Here is a 26,857-nt window from a genome sequence, read left to right as displayed (position 1 = left end):
GCCGGGCGGGTCAGGAGGCCTGGTGGCCGATGGACAGGCCGCTGGCGGGGTCGAAGAAGTGCAGGCGGCGGGTGTCGACGGCCAGGTCGATGCTCTGGCCGGGGCGCACGTGCGAACGGGCGTTGACGCGCGCGGTCCACAGCGCCTTGTTGTCGATCAGCGGGATCGCGACGTCGGCGGCGTCGCCGTCGGCGGCGTCCTCGGCCAGGTCGGCGGTGTCCTTGTGCTCCACCGGCGGCGCGTCGATGGTGAAGATGACGTTGATCTCGCTGCCCAGCTCCTCGGTGACGCTGCTGGTCACCGACATCGGGGCCCACTCGGGGCTGGCGTGCGCGGCGTCCTCGAAGTCCGACGGCCGCACGCCCAGGATCAGCGTCCTGTCGAACCAGTCCTCCAGGCCCGGCCGCTCGGCGACCAGGGCGTCGGGGACCGGCAGGTCGAACCCGGCGAAGCGGATCCGCGCGCCGCCGTCGCCGCGGGTGAGCTCGGCGTTGACGAAGTTCATCGCCGGGGAGCCGATGAAGCCCGCCACGAACAGGTTCACCGGGTTGTCGAACAGCCGCTGCGGGGTGTCGACCTGCTGGAGCTTGCCCTCGCGCAGCACGCAGACCCGGTCGCCCAGCGTCATCGCCTCGATCTGGTCGTGGGTGACGTAGACGGTGGTGACGCCGAGGCGCTCGTGCAGCTGGCTGAGCGAGGCGCGCATGGACACGCGCAGCTTGGCGTCCAGGTTCGACAGCGGCTCGTCCATCAGGAACGCCTGCGGCTCGCGCACGATCGCCCGGCCCATCGCCACGCGCTGGCGCTGGCCGCCCGACAGCGCGGCGGGCTTGCGGTCCAGGAACTGCTCCAGGCCCAGCATCTTGGCGGCCTCCAGCACCTTCTTGCGGCGCTCCTCCTTGGAGGCCCCGCGCAGCTTGAGGCCGAACTCCAGGTTCTTCTCCACCGTCATGTGCGGGTAGAGCGCGTAGTTCTGGAAGACCATCGCGATGTCGCGGTCCTTGGGGGCCAGGTCGTTGACCACCCGGTCGCCGATGGAGATCTTCCCGGCGCTGATCTCCTCCAGTCCGGCGATCATCCGCAGCGCGGTCGACTTGCCGCAGCCCGACGGGCCGACCAGCACCATGAACTCGCCGTCGCGGATCTCCAGGTCGAGCCCGTTCACGGCCTTGACTCCGCCGGCGTAGACCTTGTCCACGGCCTCCAGGGTGATCCCGGCCATCCCGGCCCCCTCTCATGGAAACGTTTCCACCCTGACCTGTCCATCAGGGCTTTTGTTCATTGAGGGGATTCAATACTATGGAAACGTTTCCATGAAGAGGGCGGTCCGGACATTTCCGAAAGGACGTGCATGGCGGCGACGATCAAGCAGGTGGCGGCGGCCGCGGGCGTCGGCATCGCCACGGTCTCGCGGGTGTTCTCCGGCGCCGGGCCGGTCAGCGCGGCCACCCGGGAACGCGTGCTGGCCGCCGCCCGCGAGCTGGACTACCGGCCCAGCGCCGCCGCCCGCAGCCTCAAGACCCGCCGCGCCGGCGGCCTCGGCCTGATCGTGCCCGACGTCACCGAACCGTTCGGCGCCGCGCTGGTCGCCGGGGTGCTGGACTGCGCCCGCTCGCTCGGCGAGCACGTGCTGCTGGACGCCTCCCAGGGCGACCCCGCCCGCGAGGCCGAGATCGTCGAACGGATGCGCGCGCAGGGCGTGGGCGGGATCATCGCCGTTCCCGCCGGGGACCCCGAGACCTGGCGGCCCGTCGTCCGCGCGGGCACGACCGTGGTGTTCGCCGACCGCGCGCTGCCGGAGCTGCCGCGCGTCCCGGCGGTGCTGACCGACGACGCCTCGGGCGTGCGGTCGCTGACCGAGTACCTGGTGGGCCTCGGCCACCGCCGGATCGCGTTCCTCGGCGCCACCGGGCCGGGCCGCCCCGCCGACGCGCGCGAACGCGCCTTCCGCGCCACCCTGGAGGGGCTGCGCGTGCCGGTCGACGAGGAGCTGGTCGTCGCGGCCCGCCCCGAACGCGACAGCGCCTACGCCGCCGCGGCCGGGCTGCTGCAGGCCCGCGCCGACGTCACCGCCGTGCTGGCCGCCGGGCACCTGGTGGGCGAGGCCGCCGTGCTGGTCGCCCGCGAACTCGACCTGCGCGTCCCCGCCGACGTGTCCATCGCGATGGTCGACGACGTCGCCTGGGCCGAGCTGTGCGACCCGCCGCTGACCGCCGTCGCCCGCTCCGGCCACGCCGTCGGCTACCACGCCTGCGAGACGGCCGCGCGCGAGCCGTCCCGCCGCGCCGCGCCCGGCCCGCTGCTGCTCCCCACCGAACTGGTGATCCGCGGCAGCTGCCGCCCACCGCGCGGCCGCTCGGTCCGTGAGGCGGGAACGTCGCGCGCACGCTAGATTTTCCGGGTGGAGGAGATCGATCGTCAGATCATGGCCCTGCTGGCCGAGGACGGCCGGATGAGCTTCACCGATCTGGCCAAGGAGACGGGACTGTCGGTGTCGGCCGTGCACCAGCGGGTGCGGCGGCTGCAGAAACGCGGGGCCATCAGGGGGTTCACCGCCCTGCTGGACCACGGGCAGATCGGCCTGGCGCTGACGGCGTTCGTGTCGATCAAGCCGACCGACCCGGCCGCCCCCGACGACGCGCCCGACCGGCTGGCCCATCTGAGCGCGATCGAGGCGTGCCACTCGGTGGCGGGGGAGGAGAGCTACATCCTCAAGGTCCGCGTGGGCACCCCCAACGAGCTGGAGGAGCTCCTCCAGCAGATCCGCGCCGCCGCCAACGTCGCCACCCGCACCACGGTCGTGCTGAGCACCCCCTGGGAGGGCCGCCGCCCCCCGCTGTGATCGTTTCTGCGGCCCGCGCCCGTTTGGGCCGGCGGTGACGGGAACCCTTTCCGGTGGAACCTTCCACGACGAGGGGACGCCATGGCACCGCCTCCGCCCGGCCCGGTCCGCACCGCGCGCGCCGTGCTGCGCGTCCAGGGGACGCTGCTGGCGGTGACCTGCGCCGCGCTCGTCGCCGCCGGGGCCGTCCTGGTGGCGGCGCGGCTGGCCGAGGACTCCACCGGCCCGGCCGCGCCGGTCCCCGGGCTGGTCCCCGGGCTGGTCGCCGCCGTGGGGGCGGGCGTGGCCGCCGCGGTCGCGTTCGCGCTGGCCGCGCGGCTCGGCGGCGCGGCGCCGGACGCGCGCGTCACCACGGTGGCGTTCGAGTCGGCGGTGGGCTGCGCGGGCCTGCTCGCGCTCGCCGCCGGGCTGCTGCCGGCGCGCGGGGGAGCGCCCGCCGTCGTCGCCCTGCTGCTGGTGAACGGGGTGGCGCAGCCCGCGCTCGCGGCGGTGGCGCTGGCGCGGCTGCGTGCCGCCCGCACCGGGGAGCGCCGCGTGCGCCGCTGACGGTTCAGCCGCGCGGGGCGAACGCCTCCAGCGCCGCCAGGGCCCGTTCCATCGACCGGGCGGGATCGGCGTCCGGGCCGGTCACCTCCGGGTCGAAGTTGAGGTCCAGGAACAGTTCGGTGACGCCCTGCCCGGCCAGCCGCGCGAAGTCGCCGCGGATCTCCTCCACCGACCCGGTCAGCGGCGCGCGGTCCGGCAGCCCCGCCGCCCGCACCCGCACCGGGCCCCGGCACACGATCCGCAGCGCGTCCGGGTCGCGGCCCGCCTCGGCGGCGGCCTCGCGCACGACCGCGACCGACCGGCCGAGCGCCGCCAGGTCGGCGCGGCTGGAGCTGACCCAGCCCGCCGCCAGCCGCCCCGCGCGGCGCAGCGCCGCGTCGGCGGCGCCGCCTAGCAGGATCGGCGGCCCGGGCCGCTGCACCGGCCCGGGCTCCATCCGCACCGCCGGGAGGTCGTAGAACTCGCCGTGGTGCTCGGCCACCTCGCCGGTCCACGGCGCGCGCAGCACCGTCAGGTACTCCTCGCCGCGCGCGCCCCGCCGTTCCATGGGCACGCCCACCGCCGCGAACTCCTCGGGCATCCACCCCAGCCCGAGCCCCAGGTCCAGCCGCCCGCCGGAGAGCAGGTCGAGGGTGGCGGCCTGCTTGGCCAGCACCGGCGGCGCCACGAACGGCATGTTGACGACCGCCACGCCCAGCCGCACCCGCTCGGTGCGGGCCGCCAGGTAGGCCAGGGTGATGAGCGGGTCGGCCACGTTGCGGTAGGGCAGGTCGGGGGAGCCGGCCGGGTTGAGCAGCCGTTGCAGCGTCCACACCGAGCGGTAGCCGAGCGCCTCGGCGCGCTGGGCGATCGTCACCTGGTTGGCGGGCGTGGCCCAGGCGCCCGACACCGGAACGGCGAACCCGATCTGCACGCGGCACTCCTCGTCCTCGACGCACGGAAGGATCAGTCCGAACCTTACATCGTCAAGGCCGGTGTCCGGCACGGTGGCCAGGGTGCGCCGAATCACCAGGGCACCGGGGCGGAGCCGGGTTACGCTGATCGCACAGACGAGAACGTTCAGGAGGTGCCGATGCGACGTCCGGTCGAGATCGCCCAGGCGGTGAAACCCCGATTGCGCGGCTGGCTCCATCTGGGGACCTTCCCGGTCGCCCTGGTCGCCGGGGTGCTGCTGACGGCGCTCGGCCCGACACTGGCGGCCCGGTTGTGCGCGGCGGTGTACGCGCTGACGTCGGCGCTGCTGTTCGGGGTGTCGGCGGCCTACCACCGGGGCCGCTGGTCGCCGCGCGTCGCCGACGTGCTGCGCCGCTTCGACCACGCCAACATCTACCTCATCATCGCCGGGACCTACACGCCGTTCGCGTACCTGATCCTGGAGGGGACGGCCCGCACGCTGGTGCTGGCGGTGGTGTGGGGCGGCGCGGTGGCGGGCGTGCTGTTCCGGATCCTGTGGACCAACGCGCCGCGCTGGCTCTACACCGCGCTGTACATCGGGCTGGGCTGGGTGGCGGCGTTCTTCGTGCCGCAGTTCATCGAGGGCACCGGGATCGTCGTGGCGGTGCTGGTCGCGCTCGGCGGCGTGCTCTACAGCGCCGGCGGCCTGGTCTACGGGCTGCGCCGCCCCGACCCGTCGCCCCGCTGGTTCGGCTTCCACGAGGTGTTCCACGCCTTCACGGTCGCCGCCTACGTCCTGCAGTACATCGCGGTCTCGGTCGTGGTCTACCGCGCCGGGGCGGTGTGATGCGGGAGCTGGTGGAGTTCCTGCGGGCGCGGGTCGCCCGGGACGAGCAGGTCGCGCGGGCGGCCGCGGCCGCCCCGTGGCGGACCGAGGGGCCGGGGAACGTCACCGTCGACACCGCGTCGGCGAAGGGCGGGGAGCCGTGGGGCCGCCTGGGGTTCGTGGCGTCGGTGGAGAACGAGTCCTACGCCGAGCACATCGCCCGCCACGACCCGGCCCGCGCGTTGCGGGAGGCCGAGGCGGTGCGCGGGGTCCTGGACGAGTACGAGAAGGCCGCCTGGGTGCTGGAGCGCAGGGGCCGGACGGCGGAGGCCGAGGGCGCGCAGTCGGCGCGGGAACGGGTGCTGCGGATGCTCGCCCAGGCCTACGCCGACCATCCCGGGTACCGGCCCGAGTGGCGTCCCTGACCCGTTCCCGGCCGCCGGTTCAGAGGACCTCGTCCATGAGCGACAGGTAGCGGCCGGCCCAGTCGCGGAAGGTCCAGGTCTCCGGCCACCAGCGCAGGGCCCGGCGCTGGAAGAACTCCCACAGCAGGGCCCGGTCCAGCAGCAGGTAGGCCCCGGCCCGTTCGGCGAAGCCCGGACGGGGCGGGGCCGCGGCGCGGTGGGCGTCCAGGAACGCGGCCGCCGTCGGCGGATGCTCGTCCAGGTAGGCGCACAGCGTCCGGGCGACGTCGGTCTCGCCGTCGCCGAAGTAGGACTGGGCCAGGTCGAAGACGCCGTTGACCCGCCAGCGCCCGTCCCGGTGGACGACCACCAGGTTGCCCTCCTTGAAGTCCTCCATGACCAGGCAGGGCCGGAACGGCCGGGACAGCGCCGGGGCGCTCCGGGACAGCAGGTCCCCGGCCCAGGCCAGGTCGTCGGGGGTCGTCGCGGAGGGCCGGTGGCGGCGCGCGGTCCTGAGCCTGGCCAGCGTCCGGGACGTCACCCAGGAGGCGTAGGGTCCCCCCGCGTCCGGTCCGGGGGCGGGGTCGGGGAGCGCCCAGACCGAGGCGTCCGGCGCCTCCAGGGGGACGACCTGCCGCACGACGGGGTGGTAGCGGCCGGGGCGGTCCCGCGTGAGGGTGTGCATCTCGGCCAGGGTCTCGCCGAGGGCCCGCGCCACGTCGGCGCGCTGGGCGGGGTCCAGCGCGGAGCGGGTGTCCCCGTCGGACAGGTGGAGACCCTCCAGCCGGGGCATGAGCACGTACGGCCAGCCGAAGACGTCGGCGCGTTCGTCCACCAGGTACGGCCAGGGGACGGGCACGCGCGTGTGCCGCCGCAGGGCCTCGGCGTAGAAGCGTTCGGCCTCGAACTGGCCCCGGTAGTGCGGCCTGCCGCGCAGGACGTAGCCGCCTCGCTCCGTGGTGAGGAACAGGTTCTGGCCGAAGCCGCCGTGCGGGGCCTTCTCGGCGGAGACCAGGCGTCCCAGGCCGAAGCGGTCCAGGGCCCGCTGGACCTGGGCTTCGGTGAGGGGGCCGAGGTGGTCCGTGGTGGGGAGCATGCCGTGTCGCCTCTCAGGTCTCCTGAACGCCCACGCGCACCGGGTCCGCCGCCGGGCGTTCGGGGCGGTGGACGCCGAACCAGCTGAGCCGGATGAAGGACAGCAGCAGGACGCCGTAGTTCAGCACCCAGAAGATCGAGCCCAGGTCGAGGCCGTCGAGCGTCCCCCGGCCGTACTGCCGGGCCAGGTGGACGGCCAGCGCCGTCCCCAGCAGCAGGAGCAGGGCGATCTGCGGCGCGACCTGCCGCAGGTAGATCCCCGCGCGGTGCTCCTTGCGGGTCACGCGGTAGACGGGTTTGCGGTGCGGGCCGTAGCGGAGGGCCTGCACGCAGGCGTTGACGTAGACGAACGTCAGCCCCACCCAGATCTGCTTGGCCCGGAACACGTCCTGCCAGGACACCCCGTTGCCCAGCACGAACGTGTGCAGCCCGATGAGCGCGACGTACAGCATCGAGTAGGTGAAGTGCGCGACCGCGTCCGACTGGAACATCCGCACGCCCGAGAGCAGGCACAGCGCCGGGGTGAGCATCAGCACCAGCGACGGGAGGCTCGACAGGTAGAACAGGCCCATCTCCAGGAACTGGAGGCGTTGCCGCGCGGTCAGGCCGGGCGCGCGGACCGGCGACCGCCAGAAGAAGATCCGCAGCGTGTCCAGCGCCCAGGTGCCGAGCTGCTTGTAGACGTTCGGGACGTCCTCGGGCGCGATCTGCCCGACGGCCCCGGCGACCGGCAGGTACTCGCCGCGCATCCCGTGCTGGAGGGCGACGTAGCCCGAGTACAGGTCCTCCACCAGGTTCCAGGTGGGGAAGCCGCCGATGCGCTCCAGGGCCGAGCGCCGCCACACCAGGCCGCTGCCGCACGGGAACACCGAGCCCGCGCGGTCCCGCGACAGCATGATGCCCCGGTAGAAGAAGCGCCGCCGGTTGCCGAACGGGTCGCCCGGGCTGACCGTGGCGTCCTTGACCGTCTGCACGAACGCCACGTCCGGCCGGTGCGCGAGCCGCCCGACCGTCAGGTGCAGGAACTCCGGGTCGCCCACCAGGTCGTCGGCGTCGCGCGTCTCGACGAACTCCGCGGCGGGGTGCTCGCGCTCGACGAGGGCGAGCATGGAGTTGAGGTTGCCGTCCTTGGCGGAGCCGCGCCGGTCGGGGGCTCCCTTGCGCGGCGGCAGGTGGTAGCGGACGACGGCCGCCGGGTGGCGGCGGGCCAGGTCCTCCACCATCGCGCGGATCGCGGGCCGGTGCCCGTCGTCGCCGACCACGACGACGAGGCGGTCGTGCGGCCACCGCTGGTCCAGGACGCTCTCCAGGGTGCGGCGCAGCATGGCGGGCGGCTCGTTGAAGGTGGGCACCAGGACCGCGACGTGCGGGGCGGCGTAGGGGGCGGGCTCGGGCACGTCCGGCGGGCGGCGCTGCCAGTTGTTGACGACCGTGATGCCCAGCAGCGCGACGAGGAAGGCGTTGGCCAGCAGGAACGGCACGAACAGCCAGGGCGCGTCGGGCACGTCCGCCACGGCCCAGCCGAGGTACCCCAGCGACGCCGCCAGCACGGCGACGCCGACGCCCCGCCGCACCAGGTCGACACGGCACAGCTCCTCGACCCTCCGGCGCGCCGGGTCGGCGCGTCGCGGCCCCCCGGCACGATGGTGGCCGGGGGAGAGGGCTTCCTCGGCTGCCACCATCGCGACCCCTCCTGGAGTACGGGACCCGGGCGCGGCCCCGCGTCGGGCGGCGGGTCCGTGGTCCGGCTCGTTGGCTGGGACGTCACCGGGGCGCGTGGGGTTCCCGTCCCGGGCGGCGTCTCGGGCCGGTCACTCCCAGGGGCCGCCGTCGAGGAAGCGGTCGATCCGTTCGGCGAACGGCGCGGGGTCGAGGTCCTTGTCCCGCGCCCACCCGTCGCTGTGCACGGTGCGCAGGGGGCGGTCGCCCGCGTCGCAGACCAGCGAGACGACCGTTCCGCGCTCGCCGCGTTCCCGCATCGCCGCGACCAGGTGCAGCGCGCCCCACAGGTTGGTGCCGGTGGAGCCGCCGACCGGGCATCCGGTGGCGGCCCGGAACGCGCGGGCGGCGGCGACGCTGGCGGCGTCGGGGACGGTCACCATCAGGTCGACCAGCGACGGCAGGAAGCCCGGCTCCATGCGGGGCCGCCCGATGCCCTCGATGCGCGACGGCATGCCGGTCGCGTAGTCGTGCGCGCCCGTCACCCAACCGGGGAAGTACGCGGAGTTCTCCGGGTCGACGACCGCCAGCCGCGTGGGCAGCCCGTGGGAGCGGATGTGCCGTCCGAGGGAGGCGGAGGTCGCGCCGGTGCCCGCGCCGACGACCAGCCAGGCGGGCGGGCCCGCGAGCTGCCCGAACAGCTCCCCGGCCAGGTCGTCGCCGCGCCAGTCCAGCGTCCGTTCGGCCCAGGTGAACTGGTCCAGGTAGCAGGCGCCGGTGTCGTCGGCCAGCCGCCGCGCCTCCTCGTAGACGGCCAGGGGCGGGGTGACGAAGCAGCAGTCGCCGCCCAGCTCCTTGACGGGCGCGGCGCGGGCGGGGTCGGGCGCGCCGGGCATCACGGCGGTGTAGGGCAGGCCGAGCATCCGCGCGAAGTACGCCTGGGACAGCGCGGCGCCGCCGCCGGTCGCCTCCACCACGGACGTGCCCTCGGTGACGCGGCCGGAGGCGACGGAGTGCCGGAACAACGCGCGCGCCGCCCGGTGCTTGAGGTTGCCGGTCGGGTGCGCCGACTCGTCCTTGAACCAGAGCGTGACGTCCCAGTCGCCCGGCAGGGGGAAGCGGACCAGCGGCGTCGGCGGGGCGTGCTCGCGTTCGGCGTCCAGGCGGCGGATCGCCTCCGCCGCCCAGCGCGCCGCGTGTTCGTGGTCGGCCATGGCGGCATGCAACCAGAACACGCCGCTTTTGTCAGGACCGGGACCGGTGGAGGTCAGCCGGGCAGCAATGCCGCGAACTCGGGTTTGAGCAGCTCGCGGACCTTGCCGTAGGGGGCGGCGAACCGGCCTCGGTGGCACCCGTCGCTGCCGGAGGTGAACCACGCCAGCTCGAACCTGGTGGGGGTGAGGAACGCGCTGAGGCTCGGCGGGCTGTCACCGGACACGGACGTGTTGCCGGGCACGACGGTGGGGGACAGGTGGGCGCGGGTGAACCCCTCGTCTCTCAGGCACCGCTCGTGCCAGGACATGTCGCCCGGTTGGGGGTCGCGCTCCGGGACCAGGCGCTTCAGGCGCGCCAGTCCCGCCTTGGTGAGGGTCTCGGCCCGGAACACGTCGGTGGCGGTGAGGCGCTTGCCGGTGGTGAGGTCGAGCGTGACGACCTCGCCGGGCGGCTGCCCGTCGGCCGACTGGCACCAGTCGGAGAACAGGTCGTAGCGCGCCGACAGCAGGCGGGGGCCGCTCAGCCCGGTCTCGACGGTGGTGCGGACCTTCTCCGGCTTGCCCGCGCACGCCCGGCGGGCCGCGGGGTCGGAGGCGAACTGGCGGCCGATCCGCAGCGCGCGGTCGACGGGCGCGCGCAGGGCGGCGTTGACGCGCTGCTGGAGCGCGGTGTCGCGCAGGCCGCTGACCGTGACGTACTGCGCGTTGTCGAGCTGGATCGGGAGGGACGCGACCGTCTGGGTCTGGGACTGGGACGCGACCCGCACCACGGCGGTGGGCGCGGCGGTGGCGGCCGGACGCGTCGGCCGGTCGTCGCCGGTCGCCTGGACCGCGACGAACGCGCCGGACGCGACGACGGCCGTTCCGGCGGCGGCGAGCGCGGCCTTGCCGGTGGCGGTGGCCAGCACGCCCTTGCCCGCCGTGGCCCCGGCGGCGGTGCCCGTCCCGGTCGCGCCCACGCCACTCGCCGCACCGCCCGCCGCGCCCCCGGCCGCACCGGCCGCCGCGCCGCCGCCGAGGCCGAGGGCGGCCAGCGGGAACAGCGCCGCCAGCGCCGCCGCGGCGGCGGCCAGCGCCCGCACCCCGGTGTGCTCCCACCCGCCGCCGTAGGCGGCGGTCGCGGCGGCCTCCAGCTCGGCGGCGAACGCCTCGGCGCCCGCCGGGCGCGCCGCCGGGTCCTTGGCCATGCCGCGCCGCACCAGGTCGTGCAGCGGGGCGGGGACGTCGGCCAGGTCGGGGTCGGCCGACAGGTGCTGGTTCATCAGCGCGGCCCGGCCGGTGGCGGCGGCGAACGGCCGGCGCCCGGTCACGCACTCGTAGAACACGCAGGTCGCGGCGTACACGTCGGTGGCGGGCGCGGCCCGTCCGCCGCGCCACTGCTCGGGGGCCATGTAGGCGGGGGTGCCGGAGGCCGAGCCCTGCCCGGCCAGCACCGCCACCCCGAAGTCGACGAGCTTGCTGAGGCCGTCGGCGCGGACCACGACGTTGGCGGGCTTGTAGTCGCGGTGCACCACCCCGACCGCGTGCGCGGCGGCCAGCCCCAGCAGCGAGCCCTTGAGCACCGTCAGCGCCGCCTCGGGCGCCAGCGCGCCGTGCTCGCCCAGCACGGTCTTCAACGACACCCCGTCCACGGCCTCCATGACGATCGCCGCGCCCCGCTCGCTCTCCACGAACCGGTACAGCCGCGCGACGTACGGGCTGGTGAGGCTGCCGAGCATGCGCGCCTCGGCGCGCAGCGCCGCCAGCGCCCCCGGGTCGGCGCCCAGCAGATACTTGATCGCCACGGGCGTCCCGGCCCGCTCGTGCTGGGCCAGCACGACCCGGCCCTGGGCGCCGCGTCCCAGCTCCCGCCGTTCGACGAACCCCTCGACCCGCCATTCCGCCACGTCGTCACCTCATCACCGAGTGGTTCCTACGGTAGGGACAGACGCCTCGATCGTGACAGAGGTTGGCGTCCGGTGATCTCGGTTTCGCATCGGCGGCCGGCGCCGCCGCCCCGGAAACGGAACGGTGGCGGGCGGCGCCTACGGCGGGTCGCCGTGGACCCGGCGGCCCGCCACGAACGTCGCCACCACCTCCAGCCCGCCGACGTCCTCGGGCGCGGTGTCCAGCGGGTCGCCCGACACCACGGTCAGGTCGGCGTACTTGCCCGGCGTCAGCGAGCCGACGACGTCGTCGGCGTGGAGCTGCCAGGCGGCGTCGAGGGTCTGGGCACGCAGCGCCTGGGCGACGCCGATGCGCTGGCCGGCCCCGAACCGGCGGCCCGCGCGCGACATCCGCGTGGCGGCGACGCCGATGTTGTGCAGGGGATCGACGGGGTGACGGGGGAGTCGTTGTGCAGCGACACCCGCATCCCCGTGGCCAGCGCCGTCCCGACCGGGGCCCACCGCTCGGCGACGGCGGGGCCGAACAGGTCGTCGGCGATGACCTCGCCCCAGTAGTGGAGGTGGTCGGGGAACAGGCTGCAGGTGATCCCCAGCGCGTGCGCGCGGGCGAACTGCCCGGGCCGCATCGCGCTGACGTGCTCCATGCGCAGCCGCGGCGGGCCGGGCGGCGCGGGGTGGCGCGCCAGCAGCTCCGACCACACGGCCAGGACCTGTTCGGCGGCCTGGTCGCCGTTGGCGTGGCAGGCCAGCTGCCAGCCCGCCGTGTAGTAGGCCAGCGACAGCCCCAGCAGCTCGGCGTCGGTGTGGTTGGGACGGTCGCGGTGCCCGGGGGGCACGCCGAGCATGCGGGTGGCGGGGGTGTCGAGGTAGGGGAACGAGGCGGCCAGGTTGCCGGTCCAGGGCGACCCGTCGGCCCAGATCTTCACGCCGACCTGCCGGACCAGGTCGTCGCCGTCGCCGGGGGCGACCTCGCTGCGCAGCGCGGGGCCGGCCACCTCGTACAGCCGCAGCCGCGCGGCGTCGGCGTCCAGCGCGACGGCCTCCAGCCCGCGGGCGACGGCGGCGGCGTGCGCGCGGACGTCGGCGCGGCGCGGGTCCAGCGCCTCGGCCAGCGCGCGCCCGACGGTCATGCGGGGGTTGAGGGAGGAGTAGGGGTCCTGGGAGACCATCTGGACGCGGCGGCGCACGGCGGTGAGGCGGGCGCCGCGCAGCCCCGACACCTCCTCGCCGTCCAGCAGGACCCGGCCCGCGCGGGGGCGCACCAGCCCCACCATCGCCTTGGCGAGGGTGGACTTGCCGGACCCGGACTCGCCGACCAGGCCCAGCGAGGTGCCCGCCGGGACGGTCAGGCTGACGTCGTCGAGCACGGTGACGGCGCGCCGTCCGTGCCCGAACGCGACGGTGACGTTCTCGGCGGCCAGCGTCATCGGTCTCCTCCCCGGTGCGGGACGGCGGTCAGGGCGTGGCAGGCGGCCCGGTGCGCGGGGCCGAACGGCACCACCGGCGGGGCCTGTTCGGCGCAGTGCGGCAGTTCCTCGGCGCACCGCCCCGCGAACGGGCATCCGGCGGGCCGCGCCGCCGGGGCGGGCGGACGGCCGGGGACGGTGGACAGGGGCTCGCCCTCGGGGGCGTCCAGCCGCGGGGTCGCGGCCAGCAGCGCCCGGGTGTAGGGGTGGCGGGCGCGACCCTCGCGGAGGTCGGCCACCGGCAGCTCCTCCACGATCCGCCCGCCGTACATCACCAGCACCCGGTGGTACAGCGCGGCGACCACGCCCATGTCGTGGGAGATGAACAGCATGGCGGTGCCGTCCCGCCGGTTGATCTCCCGCAGCAGGTCCAGCACCTCGGCCTGCACGGTGACGTCCAGCGCGGTGGTGGGCTCGTCGGCCACCAGCAGCCGGGGCCCGGTCAGCAGCGCCGAGGCGATCATCGCGCGCTGCCGCATCCCGCCCGACAGCTCGTGCGGGTGCTGGCGCAGCCGCGCCGCCGGGCGGGTGACGCGCACCGACTCCAGCGCGGCGGCGGCGCGGCGGCGCGCCTCGGCGCGGCCGACCCCGCGGTGGTGCCGCAGCGCCTCGGTGAGCTGGCCGCCGACGCGCAGCGCCGGGTTGAACGAGGCGGCGGGGTCCTGGTAGACGACGCCGATCTCGGTGGCCAGCCGGGCGGGCGCGGCGGCGCCGAGCAGGTCCAGGTCGTCCAGCCGCAGCCGGTCCGCCCGCGCGGCGAGCCCGTCGGGCAGCAGCCGCGCCACCGCCATCGCGGTCAGGCTCTTGCCCGACCCCGACTCGCCGACCACCCCGACGATCTCGCCGGGACGGATGTGGAACGACACGCCCGCCACCAGGTCGGTGCCGTCGGGCAGGCCGACCCGCAGGCCGTCCACCACCAGCAGCGCGTCGTCGGGCACGGCGGCCCGGTCGGCGCCGGTGCCCGCGTTCGCCACCGGCGGCGGGACGGCCCCGCGTCGCGCCTTCGCGGCGCGGCGCGGATCGGCCCCGGCGGCCAGGCCGTCGCCGACGAACCCGGCGAGCACCCCGGTCAGCGTGACGGCGGCGGCCGGGCCCAGGGCCTCGGCGGGATTGGTGTAGAGCGCCTCCAGCCCGGTGTTGAGCAGCGCGCCCCAGTCGTAGGTCGGGGGCTGCACGCCCAGCCCGATGAACGACAGCCCCGACAGCGCCGTCAGGGTCCCGGCGAACGCCACCGACAGCAGCACCATCAGCGGTTCGGCGATGTTGGGCAGCAGGTGCCGGGTCAGCAGCCGGGGGGAGGGCACGCCCAGCAGCCGGGCGGTGGCCACGAAGTCGCGGCCCGCGGCCGAGGCGGCCAGGTTGGCCGTCAGCCGGGCGAACGCGGGCGTCCACGCCACGCCGATGCCGACCACGGCGGCGACCCGCCCGGCGCCCAGGATCGCGGTGACCACCAGCGCCAGGATCACCGCCGGGTAGGACACCAGCACGTCGATGAGGCGCAGCCCCACCTCCCGGACGCGGCGCCCGGCCACCCACACCGCGGTGCCCAGCGCGATGCCGAGGACGCCCGCGACGAGGGTGGCGGCGGCCGCCATCACCAGGGTGAGGCGGGTGGCCACCAGGGTGCGGGCGAGCACGTCGCGGCCCAGCGCGTCGGTGCCCAGCCAGTGGCCGCCCGACACGCCCTGGCGGGCGGCGCCGGTGAGGCGGGTGGCGTCGTCGCCCCAGATCCACGGCGCGACGATCCCCGGCAGCACGATCAGGGCGAGGCCGGTGACCCCGGCCACGAGCCCTCTGGACCAGCGGATCACGGGGCGCTCCTCCCGGTGAGGGTGCGCGGGTCCAGCAGGCCCAGCAGCACGTCGACGAGCACGTTCAGCAGCGTGGCGAGCAGGCCCAGCAGCAGCACCGTGCCCTGGATGACCGGATAGTCGCGGTTGAGGATCGCCTGGACGACGCGGCCGCCAAGGCCCGGCCAGTTGAACACGCTCTCCACGATCACGGTGCCGCCCAGCAGCCCGGCCAGCGTCAGGCCGCCCATGGTGAGGGTGCCGGTGAGCAGGTTGGGCAGCGCGTGCCGGGCGTACAGCCGCAGCGGCGGCAGCCGGTGGCCGCGGGCGGTGCGCAGGTAGTCCTGGACGAGCACCACGGCGGTCTCGCGGCGCACGATCCGCGCCAGCACGCAGGCGGCGGGCAGCGCGATCGCCGTGACCGGCAGCACCAGCGCCGACAGCGAGGCCGCCCCGGCGGCGGGCAGCAGCCCCAGCGTGATCGCGAAGACCAGCACCAGCAGCGTGCCGAGCACGTACTCGGGCGTCGCGCCGACCAGCCCGGTGACGAAGGTGAAGGCGGTGTCCAGCCGGGCGCGCCGCCCGCCGCGGGTCGCGATCGCCGCCGCCATGCCCAGCGGGATCGCCACCGCCAGCACCACCACGATCGCCAGCAGCGCCAGTTCGGCGGTGAACGGCAGCCGCGACCCGATCACCTGGGCGACCGGCTCGCGGGTCTGGAACGACGTCCCCAGGTCCCCCCGGGCCAGCCCGGCGACGTAGGAGCCGAACTGCGCGGGCAGGGACCGGTCCAGCCCCAGTTCGCGCCGGAGCTGTTCCACCTGCGCGCCGGTGGCGGTCTCCCCGGCCAGCGCCCGGGCCGGGTCGCCCGGGATGAGCTGCACCATCAGGAACGTCACCACCACCAGCGTCGCCGGCGCGGCGGCCAGGCCGCCCAGCCTGCGCAGCAGGAACCGCGTCCAGGGATGCGCGGAGCGACCGCGTCGCGGGCCGGTCATCAGCCCTTGACCCGGAAGTTGTCCGGGTCCGGCGCGCCGTTGACCACGACGCCGTCGGCCCGCCTGCCGAGGACGAACGCCACCGGGACGGTCGACAGCGGCACCACGTCGGCGCTCTCCAGCAGGGCCTTCTGCGCCCTGGCCCAGGCGGCGCACTGCGCGTCCCGGTCGGCGGCGGCCGCGACCCGGCCGAGCGCGGCGGTGAAGTCCGCGTTCCGGACGGCGCCGAAGTTGCGGCCCTTCGGCGGGGCCTCGCCGGTCAGCATCAGCGCCCCGGCGGTCAGCGTGCCGGGGAAGTTCAGGTGCGCCATGACGGTGAGGTCCCAGTCGCCCCCGGCGCCCAGCACCTCGGTGGCCCAGGTGGCGTTGTCGACGTTGCGCAGCGTCGCCCTGGCGCCCGCGGCGCGCAGCGCCTCCTGCACGTAGGCGTTGCCCGCGCCGCCCGCGACGGCGTTGGTGCCGGTGATCTTGAGGGTGGCGCCGTCCAGCGCCTTGCGGGCGGCGGCGACGTCGGTCGCGGGCACCGGTGCGGCGTCGGTGCTGGCGCAGGGGCTGGTGCTGTCGCTCCAGCTCCGCATGACCTCGCCGCGTCCGCCGTAGACCTTGTTGAACGCGGCCGGGTCGAGGGCCTGCGCGACGGCCCTGCGGGTCGCGGCGTCGGCGCCGGGGCGGCCGGGGCGCTGGTTGAACACCACGAACATCCGCAGCAGCGGGGCGACCTTCACGGTGTAGCCGCCGCCGCGGAAGCGGGCGGCGTCGGGGCCGGTGAACGCGCCGTACTCCAGCGCCCCGGTGCTGAGCTGGTTGGCCAGCGTGCTCTCGTTGGGCACCAGCGACACTTCCAGGGTCTTGGGCCGTGTGCCCTGGGGTTTCTGGGCGTAGTCGGCGAAGGCGGTGAAGCCGTCGCGCAGCTTGAAGGTGTAGCCCTGGCCGCGCCGGGCGGAGGTCAGGGTGTAGCCGCCGCTGCCCGCGCCGGGCACCGGACCCTGGGCGAGCGCCCCGGGATCCTTCAGGCCGGGCGCGCACACGATCCCGGAGTTGGGCAGCGACAGCCCGACCAGCAGGTCCGACCAGGGGCGGTCCAGCTTGACGGTGACCGTGCGCGCCCGGTCGTCGGCGGTGAAGGCGGGCGACGCGCCGGGGCCGAACGCCATCGCCACGCCCGCCCCGCCGTTCGCGGGGTCGGCGAAGCGCCGCAGCGCCGCAGCGACGTCGGCGGCGTTCAGAGGGCGGCCGTCCGAGCAGGTCAGTCCCGGGCGCAGCGTGAAGGTCGCGCCGGTGGGGGTGGCCTCCCACCGCTCGGCCAGCCCCGAGATGATCTTGTTGCCGTCGTCGCGGTTCACCAGCGTGGCGTACTGCAGGCGCGCCAGGGTGTAGTCGGAGGACACGGTGCCCTTGGCCGGGTCGAAGGTGTTGGCGTCGGAGGTGAGGGCGATCCGGAACGCGCCCTCCCCGCCTCCGGGGGACCGCCCGGGTCGGACGCCGTGGTGCAGGAGGCGGCGAGGAGCGCCGTCGCGGCCGCGAGCGCGGCGGGGACGGCGGAACGGGATCGGAGCATGGGCTACTCCCGGGAAGGAGGCGTCTGGGACGGGGTTACGCCAGGTGGGAGGCGATGCAGAACAGGATCCGGACCGGCGCCCGCGTTCTGCTAAATTGCACGAACTCGTCGAGAACGCCCATCGAATTGCAGGAAACCGTCGCATGGATGAGCTCGACCTGGCCCTCGTCAACGCTCTCCAGCTGGACCCGCGCGCCCCGTGGAGCCGGTTGTCCGGCCCGCTCGGAGTGGACGCGGCGACCCTGTCGCGCCGCTGGTCCAGGCTGACCGAGTCCGGCGCGGCCTGGGTCACCTGCGTCGCGGGGCCTCCCAGCTCGACTACGGGGCGTTCGCGCTGGTCGAGGTGGGCTGCGCGCCCGGCGCCCACGAACGCGTCGCCGCCGCGCTGGCGGGCGACGCCCAGGCGATCAGCGTCGAGCGCACCACCGGCGGCCGGGACCTGCTGCTGACCGTCACCGGCGCCGACCTGGACCAGCTCGCGGAGTACGTCCTGGGCCGCGTGGGCACCGCCGAGGGGGTGCTGTCCACCCGCACCCACCTGGCCCACCGGCTGCACCGCGAGGCCAGCCGGTGGCGGCTGGACTCCCTCAGCCAGGACCAGCGCCGCGGCCTGGAGCGTCCCGGCGACGGCGACGGCGACGGCGACGGCGACCGGGAGTCGGGGCGGCTGCGGCCCGACGAGATCGCGCTGGCGCCCGACGGCCGCCGCTCCCACACCCTGCCGGCCGCGCGGACCGGCATGTCCGAGACCCGCGTCCGGCGGCTGCTGACGCAGATGCTCGGCAGCGGCCGGATCGTGCCGCGCTGCGAGGTCGCGCACCGGCTGGCGGGCTGGCGGGTCACCGGCGCGCTGTGGCTGGCGGTGCCGCCGCCGCGCCTGGAGCCGGTGGCCGACAGCGTGGCGACCATGCGCGAGACGCGCCTGGTGTGCTCGGTCGTCGGGGAGGCCAACCTGGTCGCCAACGTCTGGGTGCACAGCCTGGCGGAGATGGCCGAGTTCGAGACGCGCGTGGTCGCCCGTTACCCCGAGGCCCGGGTGGTGGACCGGTCGGTGACCCTCCAGTGGGTCAAACGCGTGGGCCGCCTGCTGGACGCCGACGGCCGCAGCGTCGCCTACGTCCCGATGGACCTGTGGGGCCCGCCGAACCCCTGACGCGCGGCGGCGTGGGCGGACTCCGGGGCCGACACCTGGTCCAGCGCCGCCAGGACCGCGCCCAGCAGCGGCGGCGCCTCGGGGACGACCAGCCGGGCGCGCGGCGCGGCCCGCCGGTACCGCTCCGCCACCCGCGTCATCAGCACCGGGCGGCGCGCGGCCAGGATCCCGCCGCCGAGCACGACCTCGGCGGGGCCGTCCAGCAGGTCCAGGCGGCGCAGCGCGACCGTCCCCAGCAGGCAGACCTCCTCGGCGAGCCGGTCGACGACCCCGAGCGCGACCGCGTCGCCGGTCTCGGCGGCGTCGAGCAGCAGCGGCGCGACCTCCAGCAGCCGCGCCGGGTCGATGTCGCCGAGGTACAGGCCGAGCCCGGCGTCGGTGGCGCGTTCCACGCCGAAGTGCGCGGCCAGCGCCGCCGCCAGCGCGGTGCGCGGGCCCCGGCCGTCCTCGGCGCGCACCGCGTGCCACAGCGCGGCGCGGCCGAGCTCGGCGCCGCCGCCCCAGTCCCCGGTGAACGGGCCCAGCGCGGGGAACCGCGCGACCCGCCCGTCGGGCGCGACGCCCAGGCAGTTGATCCCGGCCCCGCACACCACCGCCACGCCCCACCCGGCCGCCGCGCCGCCGCGCAGCAGCGCGAAGGTGTCGTTGCCGACGGTGACCCCGGCGGCCACGCCCCGGTCCAGCAGCGTCTTCTCCAGCCGGGCCTCCTGGTCGGGAAGGTCCACGTTGGCCAGGTAGGCGGTCAGGTGGGCGACGTCGGCGGCGGACGCGCCCGCCCGGTCCAGCACCCGCGCCACCAGCGCCAGCAGCACCCCGACGGCGACGTCCGGGCCGTCGGACTGGGGCCGGAACCCCGGGCCGCGGCCGGTCGCCAGCACCGTCCCGTCGAACCCGACCACCGCCGCGTCGCACTTGCTGTTGCCGCCATCGACGGCGACCAGCACCCGCCCCGCCACCGGCCCGGCCATCGACCCGGTCACCGGGCCCACGGCAGGTGCTCGCGGTCGGCGGCGACCAGGTCGCGGGCCAGCCGTTCGGCCGGTTCGCGCTGCCCGACCAGGGGATGCGCCAGCAGCGCCGCCGCGACCCGGTCCACGCCGCCGCGCAGGGCGGCGTCGAGCGCGAGCCGTTCGTAGGCGGTCACGTGCGCGACCAGGCCCGCGTACAGCGGCTCCAGCGGCGGCACCGGCAGCGGGACCGGCCCGGAGGCGGTGATCCGCGCGGGGACCTCGACGACGTCGCCGGCGTCCAGGAACGGCAGCGCGCCGCCGTTGCGGACGTTGACGACCTGGACGTCGCCCCGGTCGCCCAGCAGCGAGCCGACGAGCTGGACGGCCGCCTCGGAGTAGAACGCGCCGCCGCGCTCCGACAGCCGCTCGGGCTTGGTGTCCAGCGCCGGATCGGTGTAGGAGGCCAGCAGGTCCCGTTCCAGCGCCGCGACCCGCTCGGCGCGGGTCGGCGCGCCGCGCTGCTCGGCGACCACCCGGTCGTGGTCGTAGTAGTAGCGCAGGTAGTAGGAGGGGATCGCGCCGAGCCGCCGCACGAACGCCCCCGGCAGCCCCGCCGCGGCGGAGATCTCGTCCAGGTGCTCGTCCAGCAGCCGGGGCAGCACCTCGGCCCCGTCGAGCCGCACCGAACGCACCCAGGTGAGGTGGTTGAGCCCGGCGTGCCCGAGCCGTACCCGCCCGGGCGCGGCGCCCAGCAGCGCGGCGGCGCGGCGCTGCACGCCGATCGCGACGTTGCACAGCCCGACCGCGCGGTGCCCGGCGTCCAGCAGGGCGCGGGTGACGATCCCGACCGGGTTGGTGAAGTCGACGATCCAGGCGTCCGGGGCGTGCCGGGCGACGCGTTCGGCGACGTCCAGCACGACCGGGACGGTCCGCAGCGCCTTGGCGAGCCCGCCCGCGCCCGTCGTCTCCTGCCCGACGCAGCCGCACGCCAGCGGCAGCGTCTCGTCGCGGTGCCGGGCCGCCTGCCCGCCGACCCGCAGCTGCACCAGCACCGCCGCCGCGCCCGCGACCCCGGCGTCCAGGTCGGAGGTGCGAAGCACCCGGGCCGGGTGCCCGGCCCGCGCCAGCATCCGCGCGGCCAGGCCGCCGACCGCCGCCAGCCGCCCGGCGTCCGGATCGATCAGCACCAGCTCGCTGAGGGGAAGGCGCGCCAGCCCCTCCACCAGTTCCGGGGTGTAGGTCGAACCGCCCCCGACGACCGCCAGTCTCAACCCTTCACTCCCGTCAACGTGATCCCTTGGATGAACACCCGCTGCGCCAGGAAGAACACGACGATCACCGGCAGCACGGTCAGCAGCGTCGCCGCCATCGTCAGGTTCCACTCCACGTTGTGCGCCGCGCGGAAGGTGGCGATGCCGACCGCCAGCGGCCACGCCTCGGGCTTGGCGTACACCAGCGGCCCGTAGTAGTCGTTCCAGCAGTAGAAGAACTGGAACAGCGCCACCGCCGCGATCGCGGGCCGCGCCATCGGCAGCACCACCCGGACCATGGTGGCGAACTCGCCGCAGCCGTCCACCCGCGCCGCGTCGGCGTAGTCCTTGGGGATCGTCACCAGGAACTGCCGCAGCAGGAAGATGGAGAACGCGTCGCCGAACAGCAGCGGCAGGATCAGCGGCCACAGCGTCCCGGTCAGCTCCAGCCGCGCCCACACGATGTACAGCGGCACCACCGTGATCTGCGGCGGCAGCATCATCATGGTGATGACCAGGACGAACGCCGGCTTCCTGCCCCGGAACCGGAACCGCGCCAGCGCGTAGGCCGCCGGAACGCTCGACACCAGCATGAACACCGTGCCGAGCCCGGCGTACAGCAGGCTGTTGCCCAGCCACCGCGCCATGTCGCCCGTCATCACCTCGGCGAAGTTGCCCCACCGCCAGTCGGTCGGCCACAGGTCGCCGCTGAGGGTCTGCTCGTCCGACATCACCGCCGTCAGGAACATGAACACCAGCGGGGCCGCGAACATCAGCGCCAGCGCGATGGCGATCGAGTGCGTGGCGATCCACAGCAGCGTCCGCCGCCCGCGGGCACCGTCCGGCCGCCGCCGCGCCGGGGCCGCCGGGGCCCGCGCCGGGGTGAGCACCGAGGCCATCACGCCTCCCCGTCGGCGAAGGCGTGGAACTGCCGCAGCAGCACCATCGTGAACAGCATCGCCACCGCGAACAGCACCAGCGCCAGCACGCACGCGTATCCCATGTTGAACTGCCGGAACCCCTCGTCGTAGAGCCACTGCGGGAACGTCAGCGTCGACCCGTCCGGATAGCCGGGCGCGGTCTGCGTCCCCGGCTGGTCGCTCTGCCCGGCCGCGACCTTGCCCGCGACCATCGCCTGGGTGAAGTACTGGAGCGTCTGGATCACGCCGGTGACCGCCGCGAACGCCAGCACCGGCGCGACCGTCGGCAGCGTGATGTGCCGGAACCGCTGCCAGGGCCCGGCGCCGTCGATCTCGGCGGCCTCGTACAGCGGGCGGGGCACGTCCAGCAGCGCCGCCAGCAGGATCACCATCACGTCACCGACCGCCCACAGCCCCAGCAGCGTCAGGCCCGGCTTGCTCCACGACGGGTCGTTGAACCAGTCGGGCCAGGGCAGCCCCACCGCCTCGGTGAGGGTGTGCAGCGGGCCGGTGCCGGGGTTGAACACGAACACGAACGCCACCGTCGCCGCGACCGGCGGCACCAGGTACGGCAGGTAGAACACCGACCGCAGCAGGGAGCCGCCGCGTTTGACGTGCACCAGCAGTTGCGCCGCGCCGAGCCCGAACAGCACCCGCAGCGGCACCATCACCGCCACCAGCCACAGCGTGTTGCCCATCGCGCGCCAGGCGTCCTCGTCGCCCAGCAGGAACCGGTAGTTGGTCAGCCCGGTGTACTCCAGCGTGAACAGGTCGTAGCGGGTGAAGGAGAAGTACACCGTGGCCAGCAGCGGGTAGGCGAAGAACATCGCGAAGCCGACCAGCCACGGCGCCAGGAACGCCAGCACCGACAGCCTGCGGCGGCTCCGCGCGGTGAGCCGGGGCGCGCGCCCGGCCGGCGCCGTGGACGCCGTCACCGTGGCCACCGTCAGCCGCCCGCCAGGCGCAGGGACTCGTCCACCTTGGCGTCCAGGTCCCGCAGCGCCTCGTCCAGGTCCTTCACCTTGCCGGGCTCCCACTGCTCCTGGACGAACTGCTGGAGCTTGACCAGGTAGTCGCCGCCGTTGGGGGTGGACGGGCTGGTGGTGGTGCCCGGGTGCCGGAACACGTTGAGGAACGTGCCGAACTGCGCGGGCAGCCTCAGGTCCGGCGACGACAGCGCGGGCAGGGTGCTGGGGACGTTGCCCAGGGCGTTGGCGAGGGTGACCAGCGCCTGCGTGTCGGTGGTCAGGTACTTCACGAACGCCCAGGCCGCCGCCGAGTGCCTGGCCCCGCGCGGGACGCCCATGATGGTGCCGAGGACGAAGCCGCTACCGTACTGGGCGGCGCGGTCGTCCGACACCGGCGCGGGCGCGGTGCCGTAGTCCAGGCCGGGCGCCTCCTTCTCGATGAACTTGGTGCGCCACTCGCCGTCGATGGCCATGGCGACCTTCTCCTTCTGGAAGGGGTTGGACGCCTCGAACTCCTGGCCCATCGACCGCATGAACCTCTTCGCGTTGTCGTAGCCGTACCAGTCGAGCAGGTCCTTGGACCACTTCAGGTACGCCTTCCACGCCGGGTCCTTGGCGAAGACGGCCTTGCCGTCGTCGCCGAGCCACCTCACCCCGAACTGGGTGGCCACGTGCTGCGGGGTGTGCTCGTAGTACTGCACCGACGGCATGAACCCGGCGACCTTGATGGTGCCGTCGGGGTTCCGGACGGTGAGCCTCTTGGCCAGGTCCGCCAGCTCGGTCATCGTCCTGGGCGGCTGGTGGCCCTTCATGAGCCTCTTGTTGTAGTACAGGCCGTAAGCGTCGGCCAGCAGCGGCATCGCGCACCGTTTGCCCTTGTACTGGGTGTACTCGCGCACGGCCTTGGGGAACACGTTCAGGTCGATCCCGTCGCGGCCCAGCAGCGGGGTGAGGTCCTGCCAGGCGCCGCTGGAGCAGAACTGGCCGAGGTTGTCGGTGGTGAAGGAGGCGACCACGTCGGGCGGGCCGCCGCCGCGGATGGCGTTGGTGATCTGGTCGTCGGTCTGGTTGCCGGTCACCTTCACGGTGATGTTGGGGTGCTTCCTGCGGAAGCCGTCGACGGCCTGCTCGAAGCCCTTCACCTCGTGGTCGGCGCTCCAGCCGTGCCAGACCTGGATCGTCTGCTGGTCCCCGAGGGCGGGGCCGCCCGCGCCGGGCTCGGAACGGCCCGCCGTGCAGGCGGCTGCGGTGAGGCCGAGGACGGTCGCGGCGAGGACCGCCGCTGCCCGGCCGGGTCGTGTGGTGCGCACTCCGGTTCTCCTTCGGGGGTGGGGACGGCCGGAGGGGCCGCCGGGGATCAGGGAGCGGTGCGGGAGAACACCGCCACGCGGGTCTCCCGGAGGGCCTGCTGCAACGCGCCCGCCAGGACGGGGTTGCCGCCGACGGCGCTGAGCCGCACCGGCGGCCGGGGGATGGACAGGTCGTGCAGGTGGTGCTCGACGCGGGAACGCAGCGCCTCGCCCCCGGCGCGCAGCACCTCGCCGGTCAGCACCACCAGCGCCGGGTCGACGACGGCGACGACGGTGGCGAGCGTCGCGCCGATCCGGGTCGCCAGCTCCGCCAGCGCGGCCTCGGCGCGTTCGCCGTGGCCGGTGCCGGGCGGACCGTCGAGGGCGGCGACGGCGCGGGCCAGGGCGGTGGCGGCCGCGCGGCCCCGGAACCCGTGCTCGCGCATCAGCCGCAGCACCGCCGCGCCCCCGACGCGGCTGTGCACGCCCCCGGTGTGGGTCCGGCGGATCCCGCGCATCAGCGGCGCGCCGACGGCGGGCATATAGCCGATCTCGCCCGCGCCCCCGGTCGCGCCCCGGTGCGGGACGCCGTTGAGCACCACGGCCATGCCGACCCCGTCGGCGATCCACAGCAGCACGAAGTCGGCGACGCCCGCGGCCCGGCCGTCGGCGGACTCGGCCAGCGCCGACAGGTTCACGTCGTTCTCCACCGCCACCGGCAGGCCGAGGCCGCCGGTGAGGGTCCGTTCCAGGTCCGGCACGTGCCAGCCGGGGATGTGCGCGGCGTAGCCCAGCTTGCCGGTCCGGGGGTCGACGGCCCCCTGGATCCCCACGACCAGCCGGTCCAGCCGGGCGCGGTCCAGCCCGGCCGCCGCGGCGGCGCCGTCGAGGGCCGCGCCGACCCGCCCGACCACGTCGTGCGCCGACCGGCCCGGCGTGGGCAGGGTGTGCTCGCCCACCACCGTCCCGGCCAGGTCGGCGACGCTGACGCGGATCCGCGCCGGGGTGACGTCGGCGCCCACCACGTGCGCGGCGGCCGCGTTCAGCCGGTACAGCCCGGCGGTGCGGCCGGGCAGGCCCTCGCGCAGCCCGTCGCGGGCCACCAGGCCCGCCTCCTCCAGCCGCGCCAGCATCTGCGAGGCGGTCGGCTTGGACACCCCGACCAGCTCGGCGATCTGCGGCCGGGTGAGCGGCCCCCGCGTCAGCAGCGCCTCCAGGGCGGCGCGGTCGTTGATGGCGCGCATCAGGCCCGGGGTGCCCGGGGCGCCGGCGGTGGTCGGCACGCGACTCCCTCCAAAGTTAGGAAACCTTCCTAACTTTGGATTGAAAGTAAGGACCCTTAACGAACGGGTCAACGGCGCGCGCGTGTCCGGGACCGGCCAGGCGGGTGGCGTTTCGGCCCGTCAGAGGTGGGGGATCAGGGGGCGGCGACGATGAAGCTGGAGTTGCCGAAGCCGACCTCGTCGCCGGGGCGCACCCGGGCCGGGCCGGTCAGCCGCCAGCCGTTGACGCGGGTGCCGTTCATCGACCCCAGATCGGAGATCATCCAGCCCTCGCCGTCCCGGTAGATCTCGGCGTGGAAGCGGGAGACCGTCAGGTCCGTCAGGATGAACTGGCAGCCGGGCGCCCGCCCGACCACGATCCGCGACAATCCCTCGGGCGGCAGCGTGAAGCGCGGCAGCCGCGGCGCCCGCCAGGCGGCCTCGATGCGCGCGGTGACCTGCGACACCGACGCGATGATCCCGGTGAGGCGGTTCACCACGCGGTTGGTGGGCGGCAGGTCGTGGACGATGTCGGCGAGCTCGGCCTGGCTCTGGGCGCGGAGCACCTGGTCGACCCGGCGTTCGAAGGTCTCGTGCGACATCCGGCCCTCGGCGACCCGGTCGCTGAGGACGCGCAACACCCGGTCGCGCTCCATATCGGACGCTCTCACCGGATATGAAGGCCGACCGTCCATGCTGCGAGTATCCAGATTCTCCGTTGTGCTGTCCAGAAAACCCCGAACGGGCTCCTCCCGCTCCAGACTATTTGATCAGATGCGCGCCACCGCCGAAAAGTTCGGCATCTTCCACGCCAACGATCATGAACCACGGCGCGGGCACCCGCGCATCTGCTTACAGAGCGATCCTGTCAGATGACTGACGGTCGCCCGCGTTCGCGGGGCATCGACCTCGATCGACGCCCCGCGAACGGCTTTCCGGCGCGCTCGGGTCTCAGCCCGTGAACTTGAGCGGGTTGGCCTTGGTCTTGAACGTGAAGGGCTTGGCCTTGTCGGTGGCGACGTCGTAGCTGAGCGAGGCGGTGCCCCGCCACTTGCTCCTGTCCTTGCCGATGTCGATGTGGCAGCTGTTGTACCAGGGCCTCGGGCTGGTGCTGGCGCGCCAGAAGTACTGGCCCCTCTTGCAGGTCTGCCTGAGGGTCTTCCGGCCGTTGGTGATCGTGAACGTCAGGACCACGGCGGAGGGCTCGCCCTTGGTCAGGTGCTTGATGTCGACCTTGTTGGCGCAGTACAGGACGCGGAACGCCGCGTAGCGCTCCCCGTCGTCGGGATGGCTCTGGGGAACGATGTGCAGCTTCAGCTTGACCCTCGGGTCCCTGGACTTCGGCACCGGGATCACGTGGAACCCCCTGGTGCCGGCGCAGGCGTCGGCCGGAGCCGCCTGCGCCGCCTGCGCCGCCGGGGCCACCGTGGCCGCGTGGGCGGCGGGCGCGGCGATCCCGGCCGAGGCGACGGCCACCGCACCGCAGGCGATCAGACGCTGGACGTTCTTCATGCGGGCTCCCCCTGGAGAACGACGGTGAGTCGATCACCCACTATGTCGATCCCGGAAGCCGCCCCGACAGACTCCCGGGCACCATCCCGATGGCCCCGTGGCACTGTGTTTCAAAGCCCTGGCCTACGGCGCTCGCCCGGGGGCTCGCGCCTTACCAGGTCTTGGCGAGCGCGGCATCGCTTCGCGACCTGACCCGCGGGCCCTCGCCTTCGGCGTCGGGCCCGCAGATCAGGTGACGCGCTCGCGTGCGCGGCTGAGGTCCACTTTGAAACAGGCACTAGGTCGTGTCCGGCAGATCTTGGTGTTTGGCTGAGGTTGATCAGTGGGCCGGGTTGTGATGGTGGCCATGGTGCGTCGTCATGAGCTCACCGA

General features: G+C 74.9%; 24 protein-coding genes and 1 pseudogene. 7 read left to right on the top strand and 18 right to left on the bottom strand.

The window, feature by feature from the left end:
• Positions 1–10 precede the first annotated feature (10 nt).
• A complete protein-coding gene (locus HNR61_RS44285) occupies positions 11–1,222 on the bottom strand; it encodes an ABC transporter ATP-binding protein (RefSeq protein ID WP_182849146.1) in 1,212 nt (403 codons plus the stop codon).
• Positions 1,223–1,351: 129 nt separating this feature from the next.
• On the opposite strand from HNR61_RS44285, the gene HNR61_RS44280 reads away from it, so the two are divergent.
• From HNR61_RS44280 to HNR61_RS44270, 3 genes are all read left to right on the top strand, one after another.
• Entirely contained in the window at positions 1,352–2,392 is a 1,041-nt protein-coding gene (locus tag HNR61_RS44280) for a LacI family DNA-binding transcriptional regulator (protein ID WP_182849145.1), read from the top strand.
• Between the two features lie 9 nt (positions 2,393–2,401).
• Entirely contained in the window at positions 2,402–2,842 is a 441-nt protein-coding gene (locus HNR61_RS44275; protein ID WP_083999935.1) for an Lrp/AsnC family transcriptional regulator, read from the top strand.
• 81 nt (positions 2,843–2,923) lie between these two features.
• Positions 2,924–3,388 carry a hypothetical protein gene (locus tag HNR61_RS44270; RefSeq protein WP_182849144.1) on the top strand — a complete coding sequence of 155 codons (465 nt, stop codon included), beginning with the start codon at positions 2,924–2,926 and terminating at the stop codon, positions 3,386–3,388.
• 4 nt (positions 3,389–3,392) lie between these two features.
• Here the strand turns inward: HNR61_RS44270 and HNR61_RS44265 are convergent, their stop codons facing one another.
• On the bottom strand, positions 3,393–4,397 hold the full coding sequence (locus HNR61_RS44265; protein ID WP_312898395.1) for a TIGR03619 family F420-dependent LLM class oxidoreductase: 1,005 nt from the start codon (positions 4,395–4,397) through the stop codon (positions 3,393–3,395).
• Between the two features lie 63 nt (positions 4,398–4,460).
• Between HNR61_RS44265 and trhA the strand changes: the two genes are divergently transcribed.
• Together trhA and HNR61_RS44255 are read left to right on the top strand one after the other, a co-directional pair.
• Positions 4,461–5,129 carry a PAQR family membrane homeostasis protein TrhA gene (trhA, locus tag HNR61_RS44260; RefSeq protein WP_182849143.1) on the top strand — a complete coding sequence of 223 codons (669 nt, stop codon included), beginning with the start codon at positions 4,461–4,463 and terminating at the stop codon, positions 5,127–5,129.
• Complete coding sequence (locus HNR61_RS44255) at positions 5,129–5,533, top strand: DUF6221 family protein (protein WP_182849142.1); 405 nt, start codon at positions 5,129–5,131, stop codon at positions 5,531–5,533. The genes trhA and HNR61_RS44255 overlap by 1 nt, the downstream gene beginning before the upstream one ends.
• Before the next feature lie 19 nt (positions 5,534–5,552).
• Here HNR61_RS44255 and HNR61_RS44250 read toward each other — a convergent pair whose 3' ends face one another.
• From HNR61_RS44250 to HNR61_RS44210, 8 genes and pseudogenes are all read right to left on the bottom strand, one after another.
• Entirely contained in the window at positions 5,553–6,608 is a 1,056-nt protein-coding gene (locus HNR61_RS44250) for a phosphotransferase family protein (protein WP_182849141.1), read from the bottom strand.
• A gap of 13 nt (positions 6,609–6,621) precedes the next feature.
• Positions 6,622–8,289: a glycosyltransferase gene (locus HNR61_RS44245; RefSeq protein WP_182849140.1), complete on the bottom strand. Its 1,668-nt coding sequence runs from the start codon at positions 8,287–8,289 to the stop codon at positions 6,622–6,624.
• A gap of 129 nt (positions 8,290–8,418) precedes the next feature.
• A complete protein-coding gene (locus HNR61_RS44240) occupies positions 8,419–9,480 on the bottom strand; it encodes a PLP-dependent cysteine synthase family protein (RefSeq protein ID WP_182849139.1) in 1,062 nt (353 codons plus the stop codon).
• A gap of 53 nt (positions 9,481–9,533) precedes the next feature.
• Entirely contained in the window at positions 9,534–11,366 is a 1,833-nt protein-coding gene (locus tag HNR61_RS44235; RefSeq protein WP_182849138.1) for a protein kinase domain-containing protein, read from the bottom strand.
• Positions 11,367–11,504: 138 nt separating this feature from the next.
• A pseudogene (locus tag HNR61_RS50630) lies at positions 11,505–12,793 on the bottom strand (amidohydrolase family protein).
• On the bottom strand, positions 12,790–14,646 hold the full coding sequence (locus HNR61_RS44220) for a dipeptide/oligopeptide/nickel ABC transporter permease/ATP-binding protein (RefSeq protein WP_182849137.1): 1,857 nt from the start codon (positions 14,644–14,646) through the stop codon (positions 12,790–12,792). Before HNR61_RS44220 ends, HNR61_RS50630 begins: the two are co-directional and overlap by 4 nt.
• Complete coding sequence (locus HNR61_RS44215) at positions 14,643–15,623, bottom strand: ABC transporter permease (protein WP_182849136.1); 981 nt, start codon at positions 15,621–15,623, stop codon at positions 14,643–14,645. Before HNR61_RS44215 ends, HNR61_RS44220 begins: the two co-directional genes overlap by 4 nt.
• Positions 15,623–17,011 carry an ABC transporter substrate-binding protein gene (locus HNR61_RS44210; RefSeq protein WP_182849135.1) on the bottom strand — a complete coding sequence of 463 codons (1,389 nt, stop codon included), beginning with the start codon at positions 17,009–17,011 and terminating at the stop codon, positions 15,623–15,625. The genes HNR61_RS44215 and HNR61_RS44210 overlap by 1 nt, the downstream gene beginning before the upstream one ends.
• A 313-nt stretch (positions 17,012–17,324) precedes the next feature.
• Here HNR61_RS44210 and HNR61_RS50625 point away from each other — a divergent pair, with 313 nt between their 5' ends.
• Both HNR61_RS50625 and HNR61_RS44205 read left to right on the top strand, forming a co-directional pair.
• Positions 17,325–17,630: an AsnC family transcriptional regulator gene (locus HNR61_RS50625; protein WP_220510537.1), complete on the top strand. Its 306-nt coding sequence runs from the start codon at positions 17,325–17,327 to the stop codon at positions 17,628–17,630.
• Positions 17,525–18,334 carry an Lrp/AsnC ligand binding domain-containing protein gene (locus HNR61_RS44205; RefSeq protein ID WP_220510536.1) on the top strand — a complete coding sequence of 270 codons (810 nt, stop codon included), beginning with the start codon at positions 17,525–17,527 and terminating at the stop codon, positions 18,332–18,334. The genes HNR61_RS50625 and HNR61_RS44205 overlap by 106 nt, the downstream gene beginning before the upstream one ends.
• Here the strand turns inward: HNR61_RS44205 and HNR61_RS44200 are convergent.
• The 8 genes from HNR61_RS44200 to HNR61_RS44165 form a co-directional block, all read right to left on the bottom strand.
• Positions 18,295–19,314, bottom strand: a complete 1,020-nt coding sequence (locus HNR61_RS44200) for an N-acetylglucosamine kinase (protein ID WP_312898394.1) — start codon at positions 19,312–19,314, stop codon at positions 18,295–18,297. The two genes, HNR61_RS44205 and HNR61_RS44200, sit on opposite strands and share 40 nt — an antisense overlap.
• Positions 19,311–20,555, bottom strand: a complete 1,245-nt coding sequence (locus HNR61_RS44195; protein WP_182849133.1) for a family 4 glycosyl hydrolase — start codon at positions 20,553–20,555, stop codon at positions 19,311–19,313. Before HNR61_RS44195 ends, HNR61_RS44200 begins: the two co-directional genes overlap by 4 nt.
• Positions 20,552–21,433 (bottom strand): carbohydrate ABC transporter permease, encoded by an 882-nt coding sequence (locus HNR61_RS44190; protein WP_182849132.1) that lies wholly within the window; start codon positions 21,431–21,433, stop codon positions 20,552–20,554. The genes HNR61_RS44195 and HNR61_RS44190 overlap by 4 nt, the downstream gene beginning before the upstream one ends.
• On the bottom strand, positions 21,433–22,389 hold the full coding sequence (locus HNR61_RS44185; RefSeq protein WP_312898393.1) for a carbohydrate ABC transporter permease: 957 nt from the start codon (positions 22,387–22,389) through the stop codon (positions 21,433–21,435). The genes HNR61_RS44190 and HNR61_RS44185 overlap by 1 nt, the downstream gene beginning before the upstream one ends.
• 11 nt (positions 22,390–22,400) lie before the next feature.
• A complete protein-coding gene (locus tag HNR61_RS44180) occupies positions 22,401–23,732 on the bottom strand; it encodes an ABC transporter substrate-binding protein (RefSeq protein WP_182849131.1) in 1,332 nt (443 codons plus the stop codon).
• Positions 23,733–23,779: 47 nt separating this feature from the next.
• Positions 23,780–24,994: an ROK family transcriptional regulator gene (locus HNR61_RS44175; protein WP_312898392.1), complete on the bottom strand. Its 1,215-nt coding sequence runs from the start codon at positions 24,992–24,994 to the stop codon at positions 23,780–23,782.
• A gap of 134 nt (positions 24,995–25,128) precedes the next feature.
• A complete protein-coding gene (locus HNR61_RS44170; protein ID WP_312898391.1) occupies positions 25,129–25,644 on the bottom strand; it encodes an FHA domain-containing protein in 516 nt (171 codons plus the stop codon).
• A 280-nt stretch (positions 25,645–25,924) separates the two neighbouring features.
• Positions 25,925–26,485, bottom strand: a complete 561-nt coding sequence (locus HNR61_RS44165) for a hypothetical protein (protein WP_182849129.1) — start codon at positions 26,483–26,485, stop codon at positions 25,925–25,927.
• Between the last annotated feature and the right edge of the window lie 372 nt (positions 26,486–26,857).

The sequence above is a fragment of the Actinomadura kijaniata genome (assembly GCF_014138665.1).
GTDB lineage: Bacteria > Actinomycetota > Actinomycetes > Streptosporangiales > Streptosporangiaceae > Spirillospora > Spirillospora kijaniata.
Note: the sequence above shows the minus strand (reverse complement) of the source record. Positions and strands in the feature narration are given on the sequence as shown.

What these genes read in the sequence shown, in the direction of transcription:
- HNR61_RS44280 (WP_182849145.1), top strand. Translation starts at nt 1,352, where the DNA reads ATGGCGGCGACGATCAAGCAGGTGGCGGCGGCCGCGGGCGTCGGCATC.
- HNR61_RS44240 (WP_182849139.1), bottom strand. Translation starts at nt 9,480, where the DNA reads ATGGCCGACCACGAACACGCGGCGCGCTGGGCGGCGGAGGCGATCCGC.
- HNR61_RS44215 (WP_182849136.1), bottom strand. Translation starts at nt 15,623, where the DNA reads ATGACCGGCCCGCGACGCGGTCGCTCCGCGCATCCCTGGACGCGGTTC.
- HNR61_RS44255 (WP_182849142.1), top strand. Translation starts at nt 5,129, where the DNA reads ATGCGGGAGCTGGTGGAGTTCCTGCGGGCGCGGGTCGCCCGGGACGAG.
- HNR61_RS44250 (WP_182849141.1), bottom strand. Translation starts at nt 6,608, where the DNA reads ATGCTCCCCACCACGGACCACCTCGGCCCCCTCACCGAAGCCCAGGTC.
- HNR61_RS50625 (WP_220510537.1), top strand. Translation starts at nt 17,325, where the DNA reads ATGGATGAGCTCGACCTGGCCCTCGTCAACGCTCTCCAGCTGGACCCG.
- HNR61_RS44190 (WP_182849132.1), bottom strand. Translation starts at nt 21,433, where the DNA reads ATGGCCTCGGTGCTCACCCCGGCGCGGGCCCCGGCGGCCCCGGCGCGG.
- HNR61_RS44270 (WP_182849144.1), top strand. Translation starts at nt 2,924, where the DNA reads ATGGCACCGCCTCCGCCCGGCCCGGTCCGCACCGCGCGCGCCGTGCTG.
- HNR61_RS44285 (WP_182849146.1), bottom strand. Translation starts at nt 1,222, where the DNA reads ATGGCCGGGATCACCCTGGAGGCCGTGGACAAGGTCTACGCCGGCGGA.
- HNR61_RS44245 (WP_182849140.1), bottom strand. Translation starts at nt 8,289, where the DNA reads ATGGTGGCAGCCGAGGAAGCCCTCTCCCCCGGCCACCATCGTGCCGGG.
- trhA (WP_182849143.1), top strand. Translation starts at nt 4,461, where the DNA reads ATGCGACGTCCGGTCGAGATCGCCCAGGCGGTGAAACCCCGATTGCGC.
- HNR61_RS44165 (WP_182849129.1), bottom strand. Translation starts at nt 26,485, where the DNA reads ATGAAGAACGTCCAGCGTCTGATCGCCTGCGGTGCGGTGGCCGTCGCC.